General features: G+C 59.0%; 14 protein-coding genes. 13 read left to right on the top strand and 1 reads right to left on the bottom strand.

Annotation, left to right across the window (positions count from 1 at the left end; genetic code table 11):
• Positions 1 to 2 precede the first annotated feature (2 nt).
• From VHE58_08670 to VHE58_08715, 10 genes are all read left to right on the top strand, one after another.
• Positions 3 to 1517: an AAA family ATPase gene (locus tag VHE58_08670; GenBank protein ID HVS27352.1), complete on the top strand. Its 1515-nt coding sequence runs from the start codon at positions 3 to 5 to the stop codon at positions 1515 to 1517.
• A gap of 177 nt (positions 1518 to 1694) precedes the next feature.
• A complete protein-coding gene (locus VHE58_08675) occupies positions 1695 to 3476 on the top strand; it encodes a secretin N-terminal domain-containing protein (protein ID HVS27353.1) in 1782 nt (593 codons plus the stop codon).
• Complete coding sequence (locus tag VHE58_08680) at positions 3473 to 4606, top strand: tetratricopeptide repeat protein (GenBank protein ID HVS27354.1); 1134 nt, start codon at positions 3473 to 3475, stop codon at positions 4604 to 4606. The genes VHE58_08675 and VHE58_08680 overlap by 4 nt, the downstream gene beginning before the upstream one ends.
• 6 nt (positions 4607 to 4612) lie before the next feature.
• Entirely contained in the window at positions 4613 to 6310 is a 1698-nt protein-coding gene (locus VHE58_08685; protein ID HVS27355.1) for a GspE/PulE family protein, read from the top strand.
• 43 nt (positions 6311 to 6353) lie between these two features.
• Positions 6354 to 7559 carry a type II secretion system F family protein gene (locus VHE58_08690; GenBank protein ID HVS27356.1) on the top strand — a complete coding sequence of 402 codons (1206 nt, stop codon included), beginning with the start codon at positions 6354 to 6356 and terminating at the stop codon, positions 7557 to 7559.
• Positions 7560 to 7567: 8 nt separating this feature from the next.
• Positions 7568 to 9112, top strand: a complete 1545-nt coding sequence (locus VHE58_08695) for a hypothetical protein (GenBank protein ID HVS27357.1) — start codon at positions 7568 to 7570, stop codon at positions 9110 to 9112.
• Entirely contained in the window at positions 9109 to 9729 is a 621-nt protein-coding gene (locus VHE58_08700; protein HVS27358.1) for a hypothetical protein, read from the top strand. Before VHE58_08695 ends, VHE58_08700 begins: the two co-directional genes overlap by 4 nt.
• Positions 9726 to 10331, top strand: coding sequence for a hypothetical protein (locus VHE58_08705; protein ID HVS27359.1), 606 nt, complete (start codon positions 9726 to 9728; stop codon positions 10329 to 10331). Before VHE58_08700 ends, VHE58_08705 begins: the two co-directional genes overlap by 4 nt.
• Before the next feature lie 10 nt (positions 10332 to 10341).
• Complete coding sequence (locus VHE58_08710; GenBank protein HVS27360.1) at positions 10342 to 11580, top strand: hypothetical protein; 1239 nt, start codon at positions 10342 to 10344, stop codon at positions 11578 to 11580.
• The gene (locus VHE58_08715) at positions 11555 to 12298 is read left to right on the top strand and encodes a prepilin-type N-terminal cleavage/methylation domain-containing protein (protein HVS27361.1); all 744 of its coding nucleotides are present in this window, start codon (positions 11555 to 11557) and stop codon (positions 12296 to 12298) included. Before VHE58_08710 ends, VHE58_08715 begins: the two co-directional genes overlap by 26 nt.
• A gap of 6 nt (positions 12299 to 12304) precedes the next feature.
• Here VHE58_08715 and VHE58_08720 read toward each other — a convergent pair whose 3' ends face one another.
• Entirely contained in the window at positions 12305 to 14011 is a 1707-nt protein-coding gene (locus VHE58_08720) for an ATP-binding protein (protein HVS27362.1), read from the bottom strand.
• Between the two features lie 109 nt (positions 14012 to 14120).
• On the opposite strand from VHE58_08720, the gene VHE58_08725 reads away from it, so the two are divergent.
• The 3 genes from VHE58_08725 to VHE58_08735 form a co-directional block, all read left to right on the top strand.
• On the top strand, positions 14121 to 14900 hold the full coding sequence (locus VHE58_08725; GenBank protein HVS27363.1) for an ABC transporter permease: 780 nt from the start codon (positions 14121 to 14123) through the stop codon (positions 14898 to 14900).
• 26 nt (positions 14901 to 14926) lie between these two features.
• A complete protein-coding gene (locus tag VHE58_08730) occupies positions 14927 to 15628 on the top strand; it encodes a hypothetical protein (GenBank protein ID HVS27364.1) in 702 nt (233 codons plus the stop codon).
• Between the two features lie 211 nt (positions 15629 to 15839).
• Positions 15840 to 15989 (top strand): prepilin-type N-terminal cleavage/methylation domain-containing protein (locus VHE58_08735; GenBank protein ID HVS27365.1); only part of this gene is annotated, 150 nt, incomplete at its 3' end.

Here is a 15989-nt window from a genome sequence, read left to right on the forward strand (position 1 = left end):
TCATGTATTACGCCCACTTCGGCCTGACACAGCCACCGTTCAAAATCACTCCCAATACGGAATTTTTCTTTTCCGGGGGAAACCGCGGCGCCATCCTCGACGCCTTGATTTACGCCATCACGCACGGCGAGGGCTTGATCAAGGTGAGCGGCGAAGTAGGCAGCGGCAAGACCATGCTGTGCCGGATGCTCCAGACGCGTCTGCCCGCCCATATCGAAAGCGTCTATCTTGCCAATCCCAGCGTCTCGCCGGAAGAAGTCCTGCATGTCGTCGCCTTTGAACTGCAATTGCCCATCCCCAACCAGGCGCCGCGCCTCGAAGTAATGCAGGCACTGCACCATTATCTGCTGGAACGCCACGCGCAAAAGCGCCAGGTGGTGGTCTTCGTCGAGGAATCGCAAAGCATGCCGCTCGCCACGCTGGAGGAAATGCGGCTTCTGTCCAATCTTGAAACCGGCAGCCACAAGCTTTTGCAAATTATCCTGTTTGGTCAGCCGGAGTTCGATGAAATCCTGCGCAAGCCCGAGATCCGTCCGCTGCGCGAGCGCATTACCTACAGCTTTTCGCTGGGGCCGCTGAACGGCCAACAAATTAAGGATTATCTGATGTTCCGCATGCGCGCTGCGGGCTACCGCGGCCCGAACCTGTTTTCCCCGGGCGTGGTACGCATGATTGCCAAAGCCTCAAAGGGACTCACGCGCCGCGTCAACCTGCTTGCAGACAAGGCGCTGCTTGCGGCATTCGCGGACAATACGCATACCATCAAGCCCAAGCATATCAAGGCGGCCATCAAGGACAGTGAATTCGGCAGCGACATGGGGCGCCGGCCGGTTCCCGGGTTGGCCTGGCTTGCGTTCGGAATCGCACTCGGAGCATTGTTGTACGGCGCCTACCTCTCGCTTTGGCTGCCATTTGAAGCGCCTTCCAATAATCAGCCCGCTGCCAGTGCCGCACCGGTTCCGCAAAACGCGCCGGCAAAGCCTGCGGCATCTGAGGAGCCCAAGCTGGCCATAGCAGAACCAGCTGCATCCGGCTCTTCCCAAGCTAGCGCACAGGTTGGCGCGCAAAAAACCGGCCCCGGCGAACTCGGCCTTCCGATGCGGATGTCCCCTACAGTTACGTTAGCCCCCGCCGGCGCAGAGGGCAAACCCGAAAAGCCGGCGCAACCCGAGGCAGACGCCGCGTTTGTACAATATCCATTGCTGCAGCAACGCATTGAAGCGGCGCAAAACGCGTTTGCCCGAGCCGCAGCAGAAAATTTCAGCATCCAGCTGTTCCTCACCGAGGACATGCGACCGCCGCGTATCGAACGTTTTCTTACGCGCGCCGAGAAACTGGTGAATCTCGACGAAATTTACGTGTACCCGGTGAAAACGGGGGGCCAAGTGAGGTTCAGGGTGTTTTACGGTCTGTATCCTTCACAGCAGGAAGCCAGGGTGGCGATGAGTCAACTTCCCGCTAAATACTCTGAGGTGTTCAAACTTAAACTTTTGAAAATAGAAGAATTTCGTAATTAGTGGCCCGTTTTCCGGACATTGCGCGAGTTGGAATAAACTCCTGAATGCACGGGTATAAAGCTTGTTGCTCTGTATAGATTGCCAAGAATGTTTAGACTAAGTTGTAATAAAATCGTGCTAGGGTTAAGATTTATAGGGAATATCCTGTGTTGCTTAATATAAGGAACCGGGGAAAAAATGCAACACCCCTGTTTATTGCGATTCTTTTTTTTCCTGTCACTGGCCTTGCTCTTCGGCGGCTGTGCTGCTAATTATCCGCACATCCCGCAATCGCAAGGCCATATCAGCGCGGCCAAACCCGAGATTGAGCCGGCGGAAATTCCGGCGCCGGTAACAACTACCGCCTTCGTTCCCCCTCCCAAGCCGGTCGAAAAACCGCAGACTTACAGCGTGGTGGTAAACGAGGTGCCGGCGAAGGAACTCTTGTTTGCACTCGGGCGCGACACCAAGCAAAACATCGACATCCACCCCGCAATCCAGGGGCTGGTGACGCTGAATGCGGTGAATGAAACCCTGCCGGCGATACTCGACCGCATCGCGCGCCAGGTCAACATCCGCTACAAGCTGGAAGGCGACACGCTGGTGGTGTCGCCGGACACGCCTTACTTTAAAACCTACAACGTTAACTATGTCAACATCACTCGCAACACCACGTCCGCCATCGGCGTTTCCGGCCAGATTTCCACCCCGGTCACCGGAGCGGGCGGGGGCGCCCAGGCTTCGTCCAGCGGCAGTACAGGCAGCACTTCCACCACCAACGTCAGCACCACCTCCAACAATAATTTCTGGGATGTGTTGAAAGACAATATCCGCAGCATTTTAAGCACCACCAAGGTGCAGACGCTTTCCGCCGAAGACAAGGCGACGCGCGCCGAAGCGCTGAGAGCCGCGCGCGAGGAGCGACTGCAACAGGCCGAGGCGGTGTCACGCGCGGGCCAGGCGGCGCCAACCCTGTTCAACGCCGCTTTTGGCGGCGGCTCGCCGGCGCTTCCCGGCGATGCAAAAGACGATATCGTAGTCAACCCGGTCACCGGCATGGTCAGCGTGCTGGCGTCGGAAAAACAGCACGCGCTGATAAAACAATACCTCGACGGAGTCGGTGAATCTTCGCAGCGCCAAGTGCTGATCGAGGCGACCATTGTCGAAGTGTTCCTGAGCGACCAGTATCAGGCGGGAGTAGATTTCGTCCGTCTCGGCAATTTCACCATCCGCCAAAGCCTGCTTGGTACCAATCTCGGTACGCCGCCGTTTACCTCGATTGCCTATGCCTCCAGCAATACCAATCCCTCCATCACCTCTATCATCAAGCTGCTTGAGCAATTCGGTAAAACGCATGTGCTCTCCAGCCCGAAATTGATGGCACTGAATAACCAGACGGCGCTGTTAAAGGTGGTGGATAACATCGTTTATTTTTCGATTGAAGTACAACCCGCGGTGGTCACCACCGGCATAGTGACGCAGCCGGTTGTCAACACCCGCGCGCAGACGGTGCCAGTGGGCGTGGTGATGAGCGTCACTCCGCAAATCAACGAGAACGGCGCGGTTTCGCTTACCGTGCGCCCGACCATTTCGCGCATCACCAAGTTCGTCAACGACCCTAACCCCAGCCTCATCATCCCGACCGGCATCCCCGGCGTCACCCAAACAATCACCAACCCGGTGCCACAAATCCAGACCCGTGAAATGGAATCGGTGCTGCAAGTCAACAGCGGACAGACGATCATTCTGGGCGGGCTCATGCAGGATGAAGAAACGCGCAGCCGCGACGCGGTGCCGGGCTTGGGACAGATTCCGCGCTTCGGCGACTTGTTCAGCTTCCGCAACGACCTCGTGTCAAAAACCGAACTGGTGATATTCCTGCGCCCGACGGTGGTGACCAATCCTTCGCTGGACAGCGATGAATTGAAATTCTTCAAGCGTTTTTTGCCACAACCTGAAATCTCCGGCAGCACTCAATGAGCCTGTTGATGAAAGCCTTGCAAAAGGCTGCCCAGAACCGTGAAGGCGGCAGCCAAGGCGCCGGCGAAGTTACGGAAAAGGATTCCCGCGAGCTCGAGCTGCAACCGATGGAATCCGAGTCCACGGCGGCGGCCTGGGCTCAACCGCTCGCCGAGCCGCCTGCCGCCACCGTCAGCCCCGCCATGGCGGCGACGGTGATGCGCGCGGGCGAGACGCCGGGCGGGATCGGCAACTACATTCGCGGGCATCCGATAGTTTTGATTGGCCTCATCGCGGCTCTATTGGTAATCGGCGGGTTTGTCTACGTGCTCCTGGCCATCAACAAACCCGCCGTGTTCACCGCGCCCGCTCAGCCCTCGGCCAAGGCTCCGCTGGTTGTCGCGCCCGCGCCACAGCCAGCGCCGCCACCGGCCCAACCCGTACCGGAATCCAAGCCGCTTTTTGCCGACTTACCGCGCGAGCAAGGCGAAGTCAACGCTGTCCGTGCCCCGCGACCCGCTGCGCCGCGCGCACTGCCGCAGCAGAATATCAGCGTCAGCCCCGTCCGCGCCGCACCGACGGTCGATCCGCAGCTGCAGGACGCTTATTCAGCGCTCCAGCAAAACCGTCTTGAGACGGCACAAGCCGCTTACCAAAAATTTTTGACCGCCGAACCGAACAACGTGGAAGCCCTGCTTGGTCTTGCCTCAATCGCGGAACAGCAGAAGCAGCCGGATCAGGCCACTCAGTATTATATGAAAGCATTACAAACCGATCCGAAGAACGCCACGGCGCAGGCCGCGCTGATCGGCCTGGTCGGACGCGCCGACCCGCAAGCGAGCGAGGCGCGCCTCAAGCAATTACTCGCCCGCGAACCCTCCGCTTTCCTGTATTTCACTCTGGGCAACCTGTACGCCGGGCAGTCGCAGTGGCCCGGCGCGCAGGACGTCTATTTCCGGGCGCACCATCTGCAATCCGACAATCCGGATTATGCTTTCAATCTGGCCGTCAGTCTGGAACATCTCAACCAACCCAAGCTTGCACTCAAGTTCTATCAACAGGCGCTGACCCTGGCTAGGAACAAAGGACAGGCGCATTTCGATTTGAATCTGGCGCAAAACCGCATCAGCCGGCTGTCTTCGCTGGAGTAGCGGCCGATGGAACAGCGTAAAAAAATGCGTCTCGGCGAGATGCTGATCCAGCAGGGGCTGGTAACCGCCGACCAGCTGCGCATCGCGCTCACCGAGCAAAAGCAAAGCAAGCTGCAGGTCGGCCGGCAGCTGGTGAAGCTGGGGTTTGTCAGCGAAGCGGTGATTCGCGACCTCATGGCCCGCACCATCGGCCAGGAGAGCATTGACCTTTCCCACGTCGTCGCCGACGCCGAAGCGCTGAAGCTGGTGCCGCAGGAATTCGCGCGCCGTTACCGCATGCTGGCAATCGCTTACGACGCCGAGAATAAGAGCCTGACGGTGGCGGTGAGCGAGATCTTCAACGTGGTAGCGCTGGATCAACTGCGCGCCACGCTCGGCCCGCACATCGAAATCAAAACCCTGCTCGCCGGCGAGGCACAGCTGGAGGAGAGCATTGACCGCTTCTACGGCTTCGAGCTTTCGGTGGACGGCATCCTCCAGGAAATCGAAACCGGGGAAATCGACTACCAGAGCCTGCAAGCGGCGGGCGATGAATACACCCAACCCATCGTGCGGCTGGTGGATGCGCTGCTGGTGGACGCGGTGAAACGCGGCGCCTCCGACATCCACTTCGAGCCGGAATACGCTTTTCTGCGCATCCGCTACCGCGTTGACGGCGTGCTGGAACAGGTGCGCAGCCTGCACAAGACCTACTGGCCGGGCATCGCGGTGCGCCTCAAGGTGATTTCGGAGATGAACATCGCCGAAACCCGCTCGCCGCAGGACGGGCGGCTCTCGCTCAACCTCAACGGGCGCGAGGTGGATTTCCGCGTCTCGACCCAGCCCACGGTTCACGGCGAAAACATCGTGCTGCGGGTCTTGGACCGTGAAAAATCCATCATCAACCTGGAACGCATGAACCTGTCCAAGGAAATCGTGCGCAAGATGAGTTTCATGCTGTCGCGTCCTGAAGGCATCTTGATCCTCACCGGGCCCACCGGCAGCGGCAAGACCACCATGCTGTATTCACTGCTTTCCAAACTGAACAACGAAGAAGTCAACATCATGACCCTAGAAGACCCGGTGGAATACCCGGTGACCCTGATGCGCCAGACCTCGGTGAACGAAGCGGCGCGAATGGATTTTGCCAACGGCATTCGCTCGATTTTGCGCCAGGACCCGGACATCATCCTGGTCGGCGAAATCCGCGACAAGGAAACGGCGGAAATGGCTTTCCGCGCGGCGATGACCGGCCATCAGGTGTTCACCACGCTGCACACCAATTCCGCATTGGGGGCGTTTCCGCGGCTCATGGACATAGGCATCCTTCCGGACATCATCGCCGGCAACGTGATCGGCGTGGTCGCGCAGCGCCTGGTGCGGTTGCTCTGCCCGAAATGCAAGAAAGCCGTGGATCCGACTTCGCTCGAGCGCAAGGTGTTCAAATTGGAAGACACATCCCTAAAGATTTACAAACCGGTCGGTTGCAAACACTGCAACAACAAAGGTTACAAAGGCCGCACGGCGGTGGTGGAAGTGCTGCAAATGGACAGCGATCTGGATGAATTGGTGGCGCGACGCGCCACGCTGCGCGAGCTGCAGGTCGCGGCGTCGGCGAAAGGCTTCAATACACTCGCCAATGAAGCCACGCGCCTGGTGCTCGAGGGCGTGACCAGCAGCACCGAAGTCACGCGCACAGTGAATCTCACCGACCAGGTAAACTAAAAGCATTTCATCGCAGGTAAAGCAGAGTCCAGGCTAACAGCCCATGTCCACCTTTCAATACAAAGCGGTAGACCGTGCCGGCCGGCCGGCACGCGGCAGCCTTGACGCCATCAACGAGGTGGATCTCGAGCTGCGGTTGAAACGCATGGGCCTGGACCTGATCACCTCCCGCCAGGTCAACCGCGGTGCGTCCGCCCTGGCGCGCGGCAAAATCACCCGACGCGATCTCATCACGCTCTGCCTCGACATGGAGCAGATTTCGCGCGCCGGGATTCCATTGTTGGAGGGCATGCGCGATCTGCGCGACACGCTCGAGAACCCGCGTTTCCGCGAAATCATCACCTCGCTTCTGGAAGACATGGAAGGCGGCAAGCAGCTGTCGCAGGCGCTTGCCGCCCACCCGCATGTCTTCAACCACGTTTTCGTGAGCTTGGTGAAAGCCGGGGAACAGGCCGGCCGGCTCACTGAAGTGTTCGAAAGCCTAGCGACGACAATGAAATGGCAGGATGAGCTCATCGGCCAGACGCGGCGCCTGATGCTTTACCCCATCCTGGTTTTGCTGGTCATTCTGGTGGTAATGGTCGTGCTGCTGGTGGTATTGGTGCCGCAAGTGGTGTCGCTGCTGAAAAACATGGGTCTCCCCTTGCCGCTTCAGACCAGAGTGCTGATTTTTATTTCCAACTCCATCATTCACTACTGGCCGTATATACTCGGCGTGCCGCTATTTTCCGGCATCGTCTTCGGGTACCTGGTGCGGCAAAATCCCAAGATGCGTTATTTCTGGGATTATCTGCAGCTGCACCTGCCGATCACCGGCGAGATCCTGCAAAAGATCATCATGGCGCGCTTCTCCAATTTCTTCGCGCTGATGTATCAGTCCGGCATCACCATACTTGAAGCCATCAAGACCAGCGAGGGAATCGTCGCCAACCGTGTCATCGTCGACGGCCTGCAGCGCGCCGGCCAGCAAATCGGCTCGGGCGAAAGCCTGACCGAGGCATTCCGCAATCTCGGCATGTTCCCGCCGCTGGTGATTCGCATGCTGCGCGTGGGCGAGACCACCGGCGCATTGGATACGGCGCTGCTTAACGTCAGCTATTTTTACAACCGCGACGTCAAGGATGCGGTGGACAAGGGCCTTAAGCTGCTAGGGCCCCTTACCACCATTATCCTGGCCTCGCTTTTGCTTTCCATCATGACTGCCACCTTGCTTCCGGTGTACGATATCCTGGGTAAGCTTAAGTTTTAATCAACCTTATGGCCGACAAAATCTTTCTCTGCGTTTCCGCTTCCCAGGCCACCGCCGGCCGCTGGCGCGGAGGCAAGCTGGTTGCGGTCCAGGTATTCGCCAACGATCAGAACGGCTGGTCCGGGTTCAATGGACTCCTGCAGAGCAGCCCCGGGGCGCCGGTGCACCTCATGGTGGACACAGTCGAGGAAGATTATCGTTTCGAAAACCTGCCGCACAGCTTCGGTAGCGACCGCAGGGAAATGATCGCGAGGAAATTGCGCCAGCTTTACCGCAATAATCCCTACAGCCGCGCCTGGCTGCAGGGACGCGAGACCGACAAGCGGCGCGATGACCGCTTCCTGTTTGCCGCCCTTACCAACCAAGACTTCATAGCAGGATGGCTCAAGGTCATCGAGGCGCAGCAGGCGCCATTGGCGGGGATCTACCTGCTGCCGATGGCCAGCCATAATCTTCTCAAAAAATTCGACCTCGACAACACCAGCAACCTGCTGCTGGTAACGCAAAACAGCGCCGGGCTGCGCCAGACCTTTTTCCGCGACCAGAGGCTGCGTATCAGCCGCCTTACGCCGCTGGAAAATATCAGTAATGTATCGCGCATCACGGACTATGCCGAGGAAATCGGCAATACCCGGCTCTACCTCGCGGCAGTCAAGGTCATGCCTCTGGAAGAGCCGCTGCTCGTTGTTATCCTCGATCAGAGTGAAACGCTGGCCGGGCTCAGCAGAGAGCTGGTCAAACAGCAACCCAATGTTCTGTGCCAGAATTTTGGCCGCGGCGAGATCGTGGCTAAACTGGGAGTGGCGCCAGAGTTGCTGCAATTGTCCCCGGACGTGCTGTATTTACACATGCTGGGCGAGCATCAGCCGCTCATCGATCTGGCACCCGAGGAAAAAACCCGGCGGTTCTGGCGCTATTCAGCGCGCCTCAGGGTTTATGTCGCCAGTGTCGCGGTGGCGTTGACAGCTCTGTTGTGGTGTGGCGCGAACCTTTACCAGCAATTCAACTACAAGGAACAAGCCGCACAGGCGCTGCAGCAGGCATCGCAGCAACAAGTCTTTTACCTGGAAGTGACCAAGCAATTTCCCGCCGCGCCCACTTCCGCCGAAAACCTGAGAAATGTGGTGGAGATTGCGCAAAAAATCAAGCAAAGCGCGCACAGACCGGAATTAATGTTCGCGGCGATCAGCCACGTCCTAGATGCCAGTCCCGGCGTAGTGCTGAAAAGCGTAAGCTGGAAATTCAGCGAAAGCCTGGAAGCCGAACCCGGCCAAACCCGGCAACCCGGTTCTGTTTCGGGTCCCAAAAGACAGAGTGGGGTGATCGAAGCGGAAATCCGACCGTTCAAGGGCGATTATCGCGCCGCCATCGCCAGCATCAACAGCTTTGTGGAAAAGCTGCGCAACGAAAAAGCAGTGGCCGGAGCCGCGATTATGCAGTTGCCGCTCGACGTGAATCCCGGGGCCAGCTTGAGCGGCAACACCACCGACAGCCGCGAACAGACTTCCAGCGCCCCCTTCAAGGTGACTTTGTCATTGAGGCAGGAATCATGAAATTCAGCGCCGAAGATTTCAAGGCCCTGCGCCTGCCGCTGTTTACGCTGCTGGCCGTGCTGCTCGCGGGTGCTGCGTTGGTCTATTACACCAGGCTCGCTGTCGATGCCGCGCTGCGCGATCTCAGGCAGCAGCAGGTCATGCTGCGAGAAGCGCGCATCCGCTACCAGAAATCCGGCGATGAAAAGGAAATCATCGTCCGCTACCTCGGCGATTACCGGCGCTTGCAACAGCACGGATTGGTCGGATCGGAACAGCGCATCAACTGGCTGGATGGCTTGCGGCTGTCTAATCAGCAGGCGGAGCTTTTCGGCGTGGAATACCAGATCAGCTCGCAGCAACCCTATGCCCAGGCGCAGGAATTCGACCCCGGCAACGTGGCGATTCTGCAATCGCTGATGAAGCTCAATTTCCGCCTGCTGCACGAAGGCGACCTGATGCGCTTCTTCGACATTCTCAGCGCCAAGGGCATCGGCCTGTTTCATCTCAACCAGTGCAAGCTGGAGCGTCTGGACAATAACGTCACCAGCATCCGCTTCCAGCCCAACCTGCGCGCCCAGTGCGAACTCACATGGTTTACCCTGAACCCACCTGAATCCAGGGGCGCCAAACCATGAAGTGGGTCGCGATACTCCTCCTGATGCTGCCGCTCGCGGGCGCATCCGCCGAGCCGATGGGACGGCTGTTTTTCACCCCCGCACAACGCGAGACGCTGGACAACGCCCGAAGACAGAATATCAAGATTGATGTGGAAACCGAAGCCCCGACGCTGGAAAGCATCAGCGTCAACGGCGTGGTGAAACGCAGCGACGGCGAGTCCATCATCTGGATCAACAACCGGCCGATAAGAGACCGGCGTGCACCAGGCGGCATCAAAATCATGCCGCGCGGCGCCGACAACGCCAGCGTCAGTCTGCAATTGCCGCAATCGGGACGCTACGTGGACCTCAAGGTCGGGCAAAACCTCGACGCGGTGAGCGGCCGGGTCTTCGAAAACTTCCAGAGCCCCGCGCCGCTTGCCGTAACCGAGAAAAAAGGTACAGCCGCGGAAAAACCGCAGCCGGGTCCCGCAGAGCAGCCGGCCGCTCCGACAGAAAAACCCAAATCCAGAATTTCCAGCAAAGCGGATGACGAGGCGGTTCGGGAGCCGCCCGCCCCAGACAATGAAAAACCGGCAATTCCCTCTCCACCGCAGCCCCCCACCACAGTTCAATACTGACGGCGCTCCCATGCAGCGGTACGGCAACGGACTACACACGTTTTTCAGGGAAAGGGGACAGGGGCTGTTCGTATTGCTCGCGCTGCTTTTGATTGTCAGCGCGGGCCTGATATTCAGCTTGGCGCAACCCACCCCGCTGAACATCGCGAACGATAAGCAAACTACGGCAGCGCTGGCGCAGGCCAAGGACGGGTTGATCGCGCGCGCCGTGATCGACGGCAACCGTCCCGGTTCCCTGCCTTGCCCGGATACCGACGATGACGGCGTAGCGGAATTGTTCTCCGGTTCGAACTGCCCCAGTTATATCGGCCGGCTGCCGTGGAAGACCCTGGGGCTGCCGGACCTGCGCGACGGGAGCGGGGAGCGGCTGTGGTACATGCTTTCCACCCGCTTTCGCGACCATTCTGCGGCGGAACCGATTAACAGCGACACCAAGGGCAACATCACGGTTTACTCGGGCAGTTCTTCCACGGTGATGACAGCCGAGGCGGTGGCGGTGATTTTCGCGTCGGGCGCAGTCCTCGGGACACAGAACCGGGACCCGTCAACCAGCGCGCTCTGTCCTACGACGAGTACCACCATCGCACGCAACCTGTGCGCCGCGAACTACCTGGACAGCACAGGGGGCGTCAACAACGCCACGACCAGCGGGCCGTTCATCTCGGCGCAGCGCTCGAACAGTTTCAACGACCGCTTGCTGGTTCTCACCACGTCTGAACTGATTCCGCCCGTGGAGATGCGTGTCGCGCGCGAGTTGCGGACGATCCTGCAGAACTACAAGGCCGTGAGCGCGTGCGCCTGCTACCCGTGGGCCGATTTCAGCGACGGCTACTCCGATGCACCCCCTTACCAACTCGGCGGGCTCAACCGCGGCCGCGTTCCGGCACTGGGCGCCTCTCCAGAGAACTGGGGCACTGGCGCGATTCCCCCGCTTCCCCCCTGGTTTCTCAACAACAACTGGAGATGGGTCATCTACTACTCCGCGGGGCGCAACTTCCTGCAAGGGGGTGGGGCCACCTGCACCTCGTGCGTGAATACGACACTCAGCGTGGACGGTGTCGCGGGCAAGGAGATCGTGATCCTGACGCCCGGGCCCGCAGGCGCCTCCCGGCCCCTTGGTCCGCCGTGGAGCTCGACTTACTGGCAGTCTTATCTCGAAGACGCCCAGAACAACGACGACAGCAATGACCTTTATGTCACTCCGTCGTCAACCGCGTACACCCGTGACCGCATATACACGATCCCCTGAACGCGCCGCCGGCTTTACCCTCATCGAACTGGCGGTCGTGCTGTTCATCCTCACTCTCTTATTGAGCAGCCTGCTGGTTCCGCTTGGCACGCAGATTAATCAAAGCAACATCAACACGACGCAAAAAAGTCTCGATGACGTCAAGGAAGCCCTGATCGGGTTCGCGCTGGCAAACGGGTATTTACCGTGCCCTGACAAGACTTCCGGACCCACGACCGGCCCGAACGACACGCCGAACGACGGCGCCGAAGATGTGGCTGGCGGCTTATGCGTGACGCAGGAAGGCAACGTGCCTTGGTCGACGCTAGGGGTAGGAAGCGCGGACGTCTGGGGCAACCGCCTGCGCTATCGGGTAGTACCTGCATTCGCGCAGCGCCCACCCGGTGCGACATTCAGTCTCAGCTCGAGCGCTAATCTGCGCCTGTGTACCACAGCAGCGTGCACCACCACTCTCACGTCGAGCGCCCCTAACGGTGCCCCTGCCGTCATTCTCTCTCACGGCAAAAATGGTCTGGGTGCGATCAACAGCGTCACCGGCGCGGCGAACCCCGCGCCGAGCAGTGCCGATGAACTCGAAAATACGAATAGCGACACTACTTTCGTAAGCCGCGCAGCCACTGACATCGGGGCCGGCGCTGGAGAATTCGATGACATCGTTGCCTGGCTCTCAACTAACATTTTGCTCAACCGCATGGTCGCCGCGGGAAAACTGCCGTAAAGGATATTACGCCGCCGGAGAGAGCTCAAAGCACACTTTGCCGATCTGATTGCTGGCAAGCCGCAGACGATAGCCCATTTGCGTTGCCTGCTTCGCCGCCTGGTAAAGACCCACTCCCAGCCCGTTCTGCGAAGGCACTGGGCCGTTAAAAAGCGTTTTGACGAGGGATTCGGAAAGCGGCACTCCGTTATCGCAAACGCTCAAGGTGGCCCGGGGGGCGCAGGAAAAACCGATGCTGATTCGCAATCCCGTTTCAAGCTTGCTTTTTTGCAGGGCGTTTTGCAGAAGATTGTCGGCGATGCTGTCGAACAGCTGCATCGGAAGATCGGCGCCGGCGGAAATATCCGTTTCCTTGAAATCAATGACTTCGCTGGCGTAACGCTGTTTGAGGTTGGCCCACCATTCCTGAGCGGGTTTGCCGTTGCCTTCGTCCGCCTTCTGCGGCGCCTTGAGTTTATCCATAGTCAACTGCAGGCGCTGGGTGATTTGCGGCAGCTGGCGCTGGATCAGCTTCTGCAACGCCTCGGCATCATCGGCACCGCCGGTTTCCACGGCAGTACATAATGATTTCAGCGACTGCAGAAGGTTTTTCACGTCATGGGTGAGCCGCGCGCCGGTTTCATACACCGCCTGCGTGTAAGCATTCTGCCGCTCCTGCTTTTCGCGGATTTTGGCATTGTAAAAATCCGCCAGCAGCCGCACCAGGAGCTTGACGTGCAGCAGCAGCGCCGGGCTCAGCTGCCACTTGCTGTACAACACCATGTGCAGGTCGCCAAAGGAAAATTCGGCCGGGAACCGGGAAGTGCCGCCGAGCTTGCGCTCGCTTCCGGTCGCGCGCCAGCTCACCCCCGCCACCCAAGGCAGCGCGGCGATTTCGTGCGCCGACATGATCAGGAATTTTTCCGGATTGCCTTCACGGTCGGCGAGATTCGCCAGGCTGTGCATCCAGCGCTCGAACGGCAACCCGACCGAAAGCAGGTAGCGCGAGAAGAGCTGGCCCACGCCATCAAAACCGGAATGCGGGTCCCACAGCCAGCTTAACGCGAACAGTATAATCGCAATCAGGAACAGCGTTTGCGCTAGCGACAGCAGATACCCGCCGTGGCTCACCTGCTTGATGACGAATGACCCCAACACCAACGCGGCGGTAAGCAAAAACAGCAGCAGGCTGTAGAACAAATCCACCGCCCGCTGGCTCGATTCGGGCTCGTTCTCCGCCTTGATAAAAAAGACCGCCAATACCGGCAGCAGCAGCCCGTAGCGCACCACCAGCGTCATAACCTCGGTGAACCTGATGTCGGCGAATAAATGCGGTACTACCCACATCAGCAGCACGGCCAGCAAATAAACGGCCGCGAGCAGGGAAAGCGTACGCTGCCCGCGTTGCCGCTTGCCCATAACATTGCCGCCGATCAGCGCGAACAACACGGCGATCCAGACCGCCATCAACCACCCGCTGTTCCAGATGGCAAACAGCAACCCAGCCACGATGATCAGGGTAGCGTGCCGCACGTCCAGATTGCGCTCGCCGCCCCAAATCGGCTGCCACATCAGGAACAGCCCGAAATGCGTGAGCACAAAACCGCGTGCCAGCCAGCTGTCGATGCCGAACACCAGCACCGCATGCAGCGCCAGCAGCATGAGGCCGAGGAACCATTGCTGGCGCGAAGCAATGAACGCTTCGCTTAAGGTCGCTTTTCCGGCAGCCGCCATATCCCGTTACCCGGCATAAAAGTTGTTAAAGTAGCAGCACGCATTTTCAAATTTGCCCCGCTCGATTTGAGTTTATACTTCACTCCTTGAATTTATGCCAACGCCCATCATGAATTCCGCCCGCCGCCAGGCAATAACTATTGCCCGCTATACGCTGCTCGAAGCGCTGCGCACCCGCTTGCCGTGGCTGATGCTGGCAGCGCTGTTGCTGGCGCTGCTGGGCAGCCTGTTCGTGAAAGAAATCGCCGTCACCGAAACGCTGCGCCTGCAAATTTCATTTCTCGCCGCCGCACTCAGGCTGGCCGCCGTGTTCATCATCGCGCTTTACATCGTGAGCAGCATGGTGCGCGAATTTAACGACAAAAGCCTTGAGCTTTTGCTCTCCCTCAATTTGCCGCGCGCCGCCTATGCCTGTGGCAGGTTTTTGGGCTTTTCCCTGGTCGCCTTGATCGCGGTCGCGCTTATCTGTCTGCCGCTGGCCTGGCTGGCGCCGCTGCAGCCCGTGTTGTTGTGGGGCTTGTCGCTCACGCTCGAGCTTTGGATTGTGGCCGCGCTGGGCTTCTTTTGTATCATCACCTTCACCCACATCCTGCCCGCCGCCAGCTTCGTCATGGCCTTTTACCTGCTGGCGCGTTCCATCACCGCGATTCGCTTGATCAGCGGCTCCACGCTGTTCGACCCGCAAAGCCTGTCGCATCAGGTTACAGTATTCCTGGTGGACAGTCTTTCACTGGTGCTGCCCAACTTCGACGCATTCACCCAGACCGCGTGGCTGGTGAACCAAAGCGGTGAATGGCGCATGCTGCTCCCCATCGTCGCACAAAGCACGATTTATAGCGGCTTGCTGCTGGGCGCGGCATTGTTCGATCTCTACCGAAAAAACCTGTAGCGATGCCAGAACGTTCTATTTCCGCGGTGCCAAAACCGGTTTGGTGGCTGCTGCTGGCAAGCCTGTGCTTGCAGCTCGCCTGGCAGGGTCTTCAGCCGCGGCCGGTGGCCCGCGCTGAAGCGCTGGTTTTCCCTCCTGCAGCACCGGCGCTCAAAGCGTTGAGCCTGGGTGAGCCGATTGCCTTGTCACAGCTTATGACGCTATACCTTCAGGCGTTCGATAACCAGCCGGGCATCAGCATCCCGTTCAAGGACCTTGACTACGAGCGCGTTGAAGCTTGGCTTGCGCGCATTCTCGAGCTTGATCCCGTCGGCCAGTATCCGCTCCTCATGGCCTCCCATCTCTACGCCCAGGTGCCGGATGCGCAAAAGCAGCGAAGAATGCTGCAATTCGTTTATGCGCAATTTTTTCACGACCCTAACCGGCGCTGGCCATGGCTGGCCCACGCCGCAATCATGGCCAAACACCGGCTGCACGATTTGCCGCTGGCCCTGAAATACGCGCAAGCCATCACCGCGCATGCCTCCGGGCCGGAGGTGCCGCACTGGGCGACGCAGATGCGCATTTTCCTCCTTCAAGACATGGGCGAAGTGGAAAGCGCGAAGGTTCTTTTGGGGGGGTTATTGGTGAGCGGGGTCATCACCGACCCTCATGAGATCCGTTTTCTCACCGAACGTCTGCAACAGCTCGAGCCCGCGGAAAAGTCGTCGAAGACGCCGAAAAAATGACGTTTGAAATCGAGCACAAGCTTGGCTTGCCTGCCTGCCCGGCTTAATTTAGCCTTGACAACAACCCTGTATATAGCCAAACTGCGCCCCAATGTTGTGTTTGCCCAGGCCCCTGAAGCAGAAAATCCGGGCCAAACGCAAAGCCGGGCATGGTATTTGCTGCCTGCGTACGAAACCAAGACTACCTTACGGTGAAGGGATGGCCAAAATGATGCGCAAGCAAAGCGGTTTTACTCTGATTGAGATCGCCATCGTGCTGGTGATTATCGGCCTGCTTTTGGGAGGAGTGCTGAAAGGCCAGGAACTCATTACCAGCGCCAGGGTGAGGAACCTCATTTCCCAGCAGGACGGCATCAAGGCG

This window comes from Burkholderiales bacterium, from assembly GCA_035543335.1.
GTDB lineage: Bacteria > Pseudomonadota > Gammaproteobacteria > Burkholderiales > JAHFRG01 > JAHFRG01.